Consider the following 9,288-nt stretch of genomic DNA (forward strand, 5'->3'; position numbering starts at 1 on the left):
GGGTCAGGCGGGTGCGTACGCAGGGTGGGCGCGTTCGGCACGTGATGGGTGTGTGGTGGCTGCGTGGTGGGTGTGTCGATTCCGTGGCGCTCCGGCGGCCGAGCGCGGTCACAGCTATCGCCCGAACTCACTTGTGATGAAAGGCAGTTGTGGTGAAAGTCCGTGATCGGGATGCGGTCGAACGAGTGCTTCCGGCCGCGCCGTCGCGACCCGCTGCACCTTCGGGCAGCCGCCGTACCCGAAGGGCTGGCTCGCGCCCCGCTGACCGGGTGGTACGCCGGGGTGAGGCTGGTGCGCGGCGCGCGGGCCGGCCCGGCCGGCGACGCGGCGGTTCGGCGGCCGAGCGGGACCGGTGTGCGACGGACGGGCTGCGGGCCGGCCGGTCCGCAGCAGCAGAGGCTTAAGGGGCGTCAGAGGCATCAGGGGCGGCATCGACCGAGTGGGGTGTGCTGTGCGGGGGCGTGAGCGCTTTCCAACGCGGACCGGGACCGACACCGCGGGCCGCGCCCGGTGGTGGCCGGCCCGTGGCACGGGCGACCCGACCGGCCGGGCCGGACTCGCCGACCACCCCGGCGTGTTCCGCATAGCGACCCTCACCCTGGCGCTGTTGCTCGCGATCAGCGTCGTACCCGGTGCCGCCGTCGACCGCGGCTCACCCGGCCCCGGCGCCGGCATCACGCCGGCGCTCGTCGAGCGCTCGCTCGATCCGGGTGGGTCGATCGAGGTGGTCAAGGAGGTACGGACGCCCGTGGTGCCGCCGCGGCCTGACGTGGTGCTGCTCGTCGACGGCACGTACAGCATGGACGCCACCCTCACCGACTTGCGGAAGGACCTCAGCACGATCACGACCGGGGTGCGGGCCACGCAGCCCGACTCCCGGTTCGCGGTGGCCAGGTTCGGCGACCGTACCGACAAGGACCTGGTCTTCGACGTGAAGCAGGGCCTCACCCACGACCTGAAGGCCGTCGCCGACGGCGTCGACGCGCTCAAGGCCGACCTCGGCAAGGGCAGCCCCGGCCCGGCCGAGGACTGGATCAACGCCCTGTGGCGGATCGCCGGCGGGGCCGACGGAGCGACCCGGTTCCGGCCGGACGCCAGCCCGGTGGTGGTCCTGGTCGGCGACGCGTCGAGCCACGACCCCAGCGAGGGACACACCCTGACGGAGGCGACCAACGCACTGGTCGACGCGGGCGTACGGGTCATCGGCGTCGACGTGGCGACGTACCTGGGCGACGGGTTGAACGGCACCGGCGACAACGGCAACGGCCCCGGCCAGAACGGCGAGCCGACCCACGAACCCGACCAGGCCACCCGCGTCATCGAGGCCACCCACGGCAGCCTGTTCCAGGGCATCGACGCCGACCAGGTGGCCGAGAAGATCACCGAGGGCCTGACCAACCTGCCCACCACCGTCAGCCACCAGCCCGCCACCTGCGACCCTGCCATCCAGGTGCGCATCGAACCGGCTTCACAGCAGGTGACGAGCGGCGAGGTGGCCACCTTCCAGGAGACCATCAGCCTCACCGCCGACGCGCCGCAGGGCAGGACGGTGGAGTGCGGCATCCAGTTCCTGCTGGACGGCAAGGTTCCCGACCCCGACTCCACGACGTACGACCGGCTGTTCCGGGCCGCGGGGCAGGGGCCGGACGGCGCAGCCCCGGCGGATGCGGGTGGCGGCGAGCGCGGGGCCGTCGCGGGCGTGATCGGCGGTGGGGTCGGCGGGAGCGACAGCGGCCAGAACGCCGGCCTGGTCGCGGGCGTGCTCGGCGGCCTCACCGGCTCGACCGACGGTTGCCGTACGGGGGTCATCGCGGGCCTGGTGGCCGGCGGCGTGGGCGGCTCCGACAGCGGGCGCAACAGCGGCGGGGTGGCCGGCGTACTCGGCGGCGCCATCGCGGGCAAGAGCGGCAACTGCGACGGCCACGCACACGGCGGTGCCTCCAACGGCCATACGCACGGCGGTACTTCGGGTGCAACGGACGGCTCCGCGCACGGCGCCACGAACGGGGACACGAGCGGGGACACGAGTGGTGACGCCGTCGTGGGGGGCGTGCTCGGCGGCGTGATCGCCGGCACGCACGGCGGCCAGCACGGTACGCAGACGGGCGGCATGCTCGGCGGCGTACTGGGCGGTGCGACCTCGACCGGGGGCCACCACGGAGGTCCCGGCGGTGATCCGGGTGGTGGTGATCCGGGTGGCCACCCGGGTGGTGGTGACCCCGGTGGTACCCCTGGCGGTGGTGATCCGGGCGGGCCCGGTGGACCGGGCGGGCCGGGTGACCCCGGCGGCCCAGGTGGTCCGGGTGGTCCGGGTGGACCCGGTGGTCCCGGCGGCCCGGGTGGCGACCAAGACGGCGATCAGGATGGTGGCGAACCTGGCGGTGGCGACCCGGGCGGCACACCCGGCGGTGGCACTCCCGGCGGCGACCAGGACGGTGGCGAACCCGGCGGTGGCACCCCTGGCGGAACCCCCGGCGGAGACCAAGACGGCGATCAGGACGGCGACTCGGGCGGCGGCGACGAACCGGGGCCCACCCCCAACTACCGCCAGCGCATCAGCATCAAGGTCAACGACGTCACGGCGCCGGAGGTCGTCGTCGACGACCGCACGGTGGACGCCACCGACGGCAGCGGTGCGCGCATCACCTTCCCGGCCGCCGCCGTCGACCAGGTGGACGGATCGCTGCCGGTCACCTGCGACCCACCGTCGGGTTCGCTGTTCCCCGTCGGCAGCACCACGGTGACCTGCACCGCGACCGATGCGGCGGGCAACGAGGGAACCGGCACGGCGACCTTCACCGTACTGCCGGCCCCTCAGCCACCCAACCCACCCAATCCGCCGAACCCACCGACCCCGCCGGACCCGTCCAACCCACCCAACCCGCCGACCAACCCACCGACCCCGCCCGAGCCGCCCCGGCCGCCCAGCGCCGACGTCGCGGTCAGTGCGGGTGTCGCCCCCGCGCGCGGCTATCCGGGCCGGCCGGTCACGGCCAGCTTCGTCCTGACCAACGCCGGCCCCGACACGGCGCGCGACGTCGTCGTCGACACCACCTGGCCGCGTACCAAGAAGGCGGGACAACGCAGCGTGGCGGCCCCTTCGGCGTGCACCCGGCGCGCCCCCTGCTCGATCGTTCCCGGTGGGCGGCTGGTCGTGACCCAGACGGCCAGCTACCGCACGGCGGTCGCCGGCGACGTACGGGTGTCCGTACGCGGCTCGCTCGCCGACCCGGACCAGCGCGACAACCGCGCCACGGCCCCCCTCCGCATCCTGCAACCCAAGCTGACCCTCACCCCGAAGGTGGGCACGCCCGGTCAGGTGGCCCTCGTCCGCGGCACGGACTTCCCACCCGGGGCGCTGGTCTCGCTGTCCTGGAAACCCGGCATCACGCCCGCGCGCTCAACCGTGACGGTGCAGGCCGACGGCACCTTCCTCGCGCAGATGCTCGTCCTGCGCAAGGACCGGCTCGGCCCGCGCGAGCTGCGCGCCGAGGTACGCGGACTCGACCGGATGACGAAACCGTTCCTGGTGGTCCAACGGAACCTGCAACCACCGGACTTCGCCGGCCGAAGCTGACTCGGGCCACCCCGCGCCCCACACCGGGCGGGCGAGACCCGCGGCGAGCCTCCCGGCAGGAACCCGCGGAGGCAACCGACAGAGGGAGAGGGACGCGTGATCCACGAGGTCGACGAGGTGCTGCGGTCACTGTTCCGTACGGACGTACTGGCCGGCGCGCAGATCGCGGTCGTCTTCGACGCACCCACCCGCGAATGGGCGGCCAAGGTCAACGCCCCCACGGTCAACCTGTATCTGTACGACATCCGCGAGGACATGCGGCTGCGGGAGCGCGGACTGCACAACGAGTACGACGCGCGCGGGGTCGTCGTGGCCCGCCGCCGCCCGCCGCGGTTCTTCAAGCTCTCGTACCTGATCACCGCCTGGACCAAGCGGCCCGAGGACGAACACCGCCTGCTTTCCTCCCTGTTGACCTGCCTGTTGCGGCACGAGTCGCTGCCGAACGAGCGACTGACCGGCTCCCTGGCCGAGATCGGCGTGGCCGTCCCGATGACGGTGGCCCTCCCGCCACCCGAGGACCGCTCGTTCGCCGATGTGTGGAGCGCGCTCGGCGGCGAGCTCAAACCCTCGCTCGACCTGGTGGTGAGCGTCCCGGTGACCGAATCCCCGGTCTATCCGGTGGGCCCGCCCGTCACCGACGAGGGCCTACGGCTCGGCTTCACCGACCACGACCCGCAGGGCGCGGCGGAGGGGCCGCGCGAACGGGCCCCCGGCGGCGCCGAGTTGCCGATCTACGGCCGGCAGCCCGGCCGCCCCGCCCCGGCCGTGCCCGACCCGGCCGGCGGGCCCGAAGCGGAACCCGGCCGAGGCCGCCGGCGCCGCCCCGGCATCGGCCGCCGGATCTCGGAAGAACGACCCGGATGACCGACGAACACACCGACCAGCACCGTCAGTTGAGCCTACGTCACGTGCTCGCACGGGCCGCCCTCATCGAGGAGCGGGTACGCCGTGCGATCGACGCGCGCCAGGCCACCGACCCGAACCCGGACGACGCGTTCCGCGGCCTCTACCTGGACGACCACACCGTACGACGCCTGCTCGACGAGGGCCGCACCACCACCGACCCCGACCCGACCGACGCGGACCGACTCGCGGCGGCGGAGGCGTGGGCGGACCAGGCGGAGGCCCGGATACCGGGCGACACGGGGCGGGGCGACCTCGGGAGGGCAGGGCGGGGCGCGAGCGCGGACACGGACACGGACACTCCGAAGGTGACGGCCACCGCGGTCCCACCCCACACCCGCCTACGCGCCCTCGCTCACACCTTCGCCCTCACGCCGCTCGACGTCGAGGTCCTACTCATCGCCCTGGTGCCGGACTTGGACGACCGCTTCGAGCAGTTCTACGCGTACCTGAACGACGACGTGACCCGGCAGCGCCCGTCGGCCGGTCTCGCGCTCTCGCTGTGTGGCGTGTCGCCGGCCGATGCGCGGGCGCGGGAGCGGCTTGACCCGGCCGCGCCACTGTGTGCCGGTGGGCTGCTGCTGGTCGAGGAGCCGGACCGCCCGTTCCTGGCCCGCGCGCTGCGCGTCCCCGACCGGGTGACGGCACACCTTCTGGGCGGCGACACCCCCGACCCCCGGGTCGCCGACGTGCTGGCATCCTGGCACGGCGCCCCGGGTACGGACTGGCGCCAGGCGCCAGGCGCGGGCGACCCGGCACCGTTGGCGAGGGCCATCGCCGGCGGCGTCGGGTTGACCTACCTGCGCGAGGAACAGGGCGGTGCGGGCACGGCGCTCGCCGCAGCGGCGCTCGCGCGCGCGGGCCGATCGGTCATCGGCGTGGACCTGGAGCGCCTGGCGGCCGACCCGCACCCGACGGACGCCGTACGCATCCTGGTCCGCGAGGCCCGCCTCACCGGCGCCGGCCTGGTGGGCGCCCCCATCGACCCGCTGACCAGGGAAAAGCCTGAAGTGATCCGCCTCGTCGCGGAGGCGGAACTACCGGTGGTGCTGGTCGGACGAGCACCGTGGGACGCGACGTGGTCGACCCGCCCGCCACTGCTGTTGCCGGCCCCGCGGGTGGGCCCGGCCGAGCGGGCGGAGCTGTGGCAGCGGGCGCACCCCGCGCCCCTCCCCCACGATCTCGACCTCCCCCGCCTCCTGTCCCCCTTCCTCCTCACCCCCGCCCAGGTCAGGCAGGCGGCGCACAGTGCGACACAGATCGCGCTGCTGGACGGCGGCGCGCTACGGGCCGAGCACGTACGGGCCGGCGCCCGGGCCCAGAACGCGGCTGGCCTGGACCGCCTGGCCCGCCGCATCGAACCCGCCGTCACCTGGACCGATCTGGTCCTCCCCGCCGACCCGCTGGCCCAACTCCGCGAGCTTGCCGCCCGCGCCCGCCACCGCGACCGTGTCCTGGGCGACTGGGCCATGCGCCCCGGCGGCGGCCGTGGCCGCGGCGGGGCGGCCCTGTTCGCGGGCGACTCGGGCACGGGCAAGACGATGTCGGCCGAGGTCATCGCGGCCGACCTGGGCCTTGACCTCTACACGGTCGACCTGGCCACGGTCATCGACAAATACGTAGGCGAGACGGAGAAGAACCTAGAAAAAATCTTCTCCGAAGCGGCCGGCATCAACGGCGTACTCCTCTTCGACGAGGCCGACGCGATCTTCGGCAAACGCTCAGAGGTAAAAGACGCCCACGACCGCTACGCCAACGTCGAAAGCGCCTACCTCCTCCAACGCATGGAGTCGTTTGACGGCCTGGCTATTTTGTCGACCAACCTCCGGGCCAACTTGGATGACGCGTTTACGCGCCGCCTGGACCTGGTGGTGGACTTCCCGATGCCGGATGCGGAGCAGCGGCGGGTGCTGTGGGAACGGTGCCTCGGCCCGCTGTTGCCCCGGGCCGAGGGCCTGGACCTGGACTTCTGCGCGGAGTCCTTTGAGTTGGCAGGCGGCAATATCCGCTCGGTCGCGGTGACGGCAGCGTACCTGGCGGCGGAGTCCGGGGGGCCGGTGCGCATGGAGGACCTGATCCACGCGGTGCAGCGGGAGTACCAGAAGCTGGGGCGGCTGACGTTGGCTTCGGAGTTTGGGGAGTATGTGGGGTTGTTGGTTTGAGCTTGCTCTGACGATGGTGTGGGTGGATTGGCCTTTCAGCGATGTACAGCTCAGGCCTGTGCATTCGCGCCGTCGCCGAACATCTTGGCTTCGGCTGTTCGGATCTCTTCGGCGGTCAGTGGCCCGTGAAGCTCTTCGTTGGCCGCGATCAGCTCGCGCAGGCTACGGCGTTCGCTCTCACGCTGTGTTACGTAGCGGGGCGCCCGGCCTTGGTCGCTACAGTCACAGGCCGCGTCGCCTGTGACCTCGTGGAAGGACATGCGCGCGGGTCCCTCGTCGGGAGCGCAGGGAAGAGTGGCCATACCTCACTCTGACAGAACGTCCACGCCAGGCGAGCGCAAGTTTCTTCAGCCGATCCATGAGCATGATGCCTTGCCTCCTGCGGTTGACACCGCACCGCGGGGCACGAATCAAGGATGACGGTCGCAGCCGTTGAAACGATGTCTTAGGCACCGTCCCGCAGGGCCGACGTAACGATCCGATCGTAGTTTTGCCGGTCACGCGGGACACGAGGCTCCTCCAAGGCGCGGACTGCGACCGGATCGCCGGTGGGCCCTATCATCGCTCCCTCGATGTTTTCCCAGGCGAGCTCATCGGCATAGAAATCAATTCCGTAATGCGCAATAATCTTCGGCTCCCTGTCAACTTCCATTGCCCAGTACTGGCGTGAGTAGGCGACGTAGTTGGACTCATTGCCGCCGCCAACATCGGCCGCAAAGCAAGTGCCCCACCCGGGTACGTCGTACTGGGCGACCAGGTACAACGGGCGGCACACCGGCGTCGGCGCATTTTCTGCGATCGCGGCCAATCTCTCGGCCGTCATCTGCCTAGGACGCATGAAGGGGGATGTCATGCTAGTACCGGGTGAGGAGTGCATGAAGCTCTCAGTGCGCGCGACCTGCTGATCCAGTTGATCGTCCGGCTCTGTGAGATTTGCGACGTCCTGCCGGTACATCGCGGTGAGGAATTCTTGGAAGAACATTACGGCTTCATCGATGTCCACGTCAGCTCGCGCTCCTTCTCACGAAGAGCCATTCGTCGGCTCCGACCGTATGCGAATCTTTGGGTTTGTTCTCGCCGTTAGCTTTCAGAATGTACTCGTATTTCGTCTCCTCGACTCTCCGGATTGGCGGGTTGGAGACTGTCTTCAGGAGATCCGTGAACCGTTGCTGCGATTCCGGATCAGACGATTTATACCACGGCAGGCTCGTGACCATTTCCTTGAGAATGTCACCGACCAGCTTGCTGAACTTGATAGTGACCGTGAGATCCATAGAAACTTCACTAACATCCACTCCTTTCTCCAGAGCGAAACTTTGGATGCTGCCTTCTATCTCCCTCTCTGCCTCGCCTTGGATTCTCTTGTTGTAATGGTCGCTCGTCGAAACTAGGTTCAGGCCTTTTTTGAATCCAGAGCCGCCAAACCAGTCGGCGATTCCGTGTGCACGATTGAACTCCTCGCCTTCCACGAAGCCGTCTGGAGTCTGTGTGATACCTCGCGGCGCACCGGGAGGCTTCAGGTTCAGGTCGAGGCCTTCTATAGTGAGAGTCTCCGAGGAGCCCTTTCCCTTCTTGGTTACGGTGAATTTTTTGCCGGCCCGTGTCGTGTACGTAGTGGTAACTGTGTCGCCGCAGGTGACGGAAACGATGTTCGTCGGGAAATATTCGGAGTGTTCCTTCTGTCGCAGGCTTGGCAGGTCAAATTGCCCATAGGGCGAGACGTCGACCTTGTAGCTGTCCGGTCCGAGCTGCTTCATGCCCTCTTCCAGGTTTACTCGGAAGGACTCGTCGGCGATCGACGGTATTCGGCTCGCAGCCAGCCTCGCCAGCTCCTCCGGGACAGATGACCCGAGAGCCTTCAAGAACGTCCTCCGCTGAGGACTCTGAGAGCCGAATACATGGTTGTAGAAGTCGTTCGCTTCCGCTGTCTTCCGATTTCCCTTGAAGTAGCCGAGCAGCGGATCAACGAAATCGTCAGTCTGGGTCAGCACCTGTGCATCATTTTCCGTGCCATTGAGATCTTTCTCTTCGAACAAGTCAGGCGAACTCGGCAAGGGCCCCTTTCGCACCTTGCTGATGTAGGTCTTCCACCAGTAGGAGTGCACTTGCTGGATGAGCACGTTGTTGTGCTTGTCGCGCATCGCCGCCTTTATCTCGTTCCGTATCTGATTCTCGTCGCGGAGGGTGTGTTGCGGGGTCCGGGCCGTTTGGACATGCACCACTTCGCCCTCTGGCGTCGTGGAATCCACGACTAAATGGAGCGGGACGTTGCGCTTGCGTTCCACTATGCGGACGCCGGTCACCGCCACATCGTGGGAGTCAGCCCTGGCGAGCGCCCGGTCCGCATCCGCAAGCGCGGCAGCTTCATTCTTGCCCCCCTTGCCCTTCGTCTGATCCTTGCCGGTATCCGTGCCCTTCGCCCATTTTCTCGATTCACCTCGCCAAGCGCCGTTTCCTGTCTCCTCTGCCTTTCGCTTCCCGTTAACCTTCCTTTCAGAGTCGTATGCCGTCTTTTGGCCCTTCTCCCTCCCCTTCAACCGCCCCCAAATCCCCTTCCCCTTCCGCGCAATCACCCCCACCAACTTGTCAATAGCCCGCTTAACCGGCCGCCCCGCCGCCCGCAGCACGCTCTTCACCTTGTTGGCC

At 69.2% G+C, this 9,288-nt stretch carries 6 protein-coding genes; 3 read left to right on the top strand and 3 right to left on the bottom strand.

Features of this window, described 5'->3' with window-relative positions; genetic code table 11:
- Nucleotides 1–574 precede the first annotated feature (574 nt).
- The 3 genes from AAHZ94_RS21610 to AAHZ94_RS21620 all read left to right on the top strand — a co-directional run bounded on the left by AAHZ94_RS21610 (nucleotide 575) and on the right by AAHZ94_RS21620 (nucleotide 6,642).
- A complete protein-coding gene (locus AAHZ94_RS21610) occupies nucleotides 575–3,577 on the top strand; it encodes an HYR domain-containing protein (RefSeq protein WP_349994630.1) in 3,003 nt (1,000 codons plus the stop codon).
- 96 nt (nucleotides 3,578–3,673) lie between these two features.
- A complete protein-coding gene (locus AAHZ94_RS21615; protein WP_349994631.1) occupies nucleotides 3,674–4,441 on the top strand; it encodes a Pvc16 family protein in 768 nt (255 codons plus the stop codon).
- Complete coding sequence (locus AAHZ94_RS21620) at nucleotides 4,438–6,642, top strand: ATP-binding protein (RefSeq protein WP_349994632.1); 2,205 nt, start codon at nucleotides 4,438–4,440, stop codon at nucleotides 6,640–6,642. The genes AAHZ94_RS21615 and AAHZ94_RS21620 overlap by 4 nt, the downstream gene beginning before the upstream one ends.
- Before the next feature lie 50 nt (nucleotides 6,643–6,692).
- Here AAHZ94_RS21620 and AAHZ94_RS21625 read toward each other — a convergent pair whose 3' ends face one another.
- The 3 genes from AAHZ94_RS21625 to AAHZ94_RS21635 form a co-directional block, all read right to left on the bottom strand.
- Complete coding sequence (locus AAHZ94_RS21625) at nucleotides 6,693–6,944, bottom strand: hypothetical protein (protein WP_349994633.1); 252 nt, start codon at nucleotides 6,942–6,944, stop codon at nucleotides 6,693–6,695.
- 143 nt (nucleotides 6,945–7,087) lie between these two features.
- A complete protein-coding gene (locus AAHZ94_RS21630; protein ID WP_349994634.1) occupies nucleotides 7,088–7,645 on the bottom strand; it encodes a hypothetical protein in 558 nt (185 codons plus the stop codon).
- A gap of 1 nt (nucleotide 7,646) precedes the next feature.
- On the bottom strand, nucleotides 7,647–9,288 hold a 1,642-nt coding region (locus tag AAHZ94_RS21635), incomplete at its 5' end, for a hypothetical protein (RefSeq protein WP_349994635.1).

It is taken from the genome of Streptomyces sp. HSW2009 (genome assembly GCF_040240285.1).
GTDB lineage: Bacteria > Actinomycetota > Actinomycetes > Streptomycetales > Streptomycetaceae > Streptomyces.

Coding starts and splice junctions, on each gene's coding strand:
- AAHZ94_RS21620 (WP_349994632.1), top strand. CDS start 4,438: ATGACCGACGAACACACCGACCAGCACCGTCAGTTGAGCCTACGTCAC.
- AAHZ94_RS21625 (WP_349994633.1), bottom strand. CDS start 6,944: ATGGCCACTCTTCCCTGCGCTCCCGACGAGGGACCCGCGCGCATGTCC.